Origin of the sequence: Sphingobium limneticum (assembly GCF_008710165.1) — a bacterium.
Lineage (GTDB): Bacteria > Pseudomonadota > Alphaproteobacteria > Sphingomonadales > Sphingomonadaceae > Sphingobium > Sphingobium limneticum.
The window spans coordinates 1-1,317 of the sequence record NZ_VYQA01000066.1; the positions used below are offsets into that span (position 1 = coordinate 1).

The 1,317-nt window shown below is 63.9% G+C and carries 1 protein-coding gene; it reads left to right on the forward strand.

Features of this window, described 5'->3' with window-relative positions:
• Positions 1-4: 4 nt before the first annotated feature.
• On the forward strand, positions 5-1,317 hold a 1,313-nt coding region (tnpC, locus tag F4U95_RS24510; RefSeq protein WP_150426991.1), incomplete at its 3' end, for an IS66 family transposase.

Genomic DNA, 1,317 nt, shown 5'->3' on the forward strand with positions numbered 1-1,317 from the left:
CTATATGATCGTGGTGTCGGACGCAGGCCTTTCCACCCCTGATAAAGACGCTCGGATCGCCGAGCTTGAAGCTGCATTGGCAGCTGCCCACGCCGATATTTCCGCCCGCGACATCCTGATCGATACGCTGCGCGTGCAGATTGCGCGCCTCAAGCGGATGCAGTTCGGCAAGTCGTCCGAGAAGCTCGATACCCAGATCGCTCAGCTTGAGCTGGCGCTCGAAGAACTCGAAGGCGAGGCCATCGTCGCCGCCGCGCGTCGAGGCGATCCAGTAGCCGTCGATCGGCCATCACCGGTTCGGACGCTGCCAGCTCATCTGCCGCGCGAGGAGCAGCGGATCGAGCCCGAGCAGGGTGACTGCACCTGTCCCGACTGCGGCGGCGCGCTGCGGCCGCTGGGGCAGGATAGCGACGAGATGCTCGATGCCGTGCCGGTGCAGTGGCGCGTCGTTCGGACCATCCGCCCCAAATATAGCTGCCGGGCCTGCGAGAAGATCGTGCAGGCGCCCGCGCCGGTGAAGGCGATAGCGCGGGGCAAGGCGACCTTCGGCACCCTGGCCCACGTCGTCGTCTCCAAGTTCGACCATCACCTTCCGTTATACCGCCAGGCCGAGATCATGGCCGCGCAGGGCATCGAGATCGACCGCTCGACGCTGGCAGGCTGGGTCGACCAGGCATCTGTCCTGCTCGATCCGATCATCAACCGCATCCGCGAGGTCGGACTGACCGCTTCAAAGATCCACACCGACGATACACCGGTCCCCATGCTCGATCCGGGACGTGGCAAGACGGCAACCGGCAGGCTCTGGGCCTATGCCGTCGACGATCGGGGCTGCGGTGCCATGACCCCGCCGCTGGTCTGGTATGAGTTCACCACCGACCGGACAGGCGCACATCCCCAACGGCAGCTGGCCAGTTTCACCGGCTATCTTCAGGCGGACGGCTATGCCGGATACGACAAGCTCTACGACACCAACCGCGTCACCGAGGTCGCCTGCTGGGCGCATTTCCGGCGCAAGATATTCGACATTCATGCGACCAAGCCGACACCGCTCACCACTGATCTGCTTGAACGCATCGGTCAGCTCTATGAGATCGAGGCGGAGGTTCGCGGCCACCAGCCCGATATCCGACGACGAAGCCGACAGGACCGCACCAAGCCGCTGATCGACGAACTGCGCCAGGCGCTCGACGATGCCCTGCGCCGCCTTTCGCCCAAATCCGAGATGGCCAAGGCCATTGCCTATGGTCGCAAGCGCTGGGTCGCTCTGACGCGCTTTCTCGATGATGGACGTCTGGAAATCGATAACAACATAGC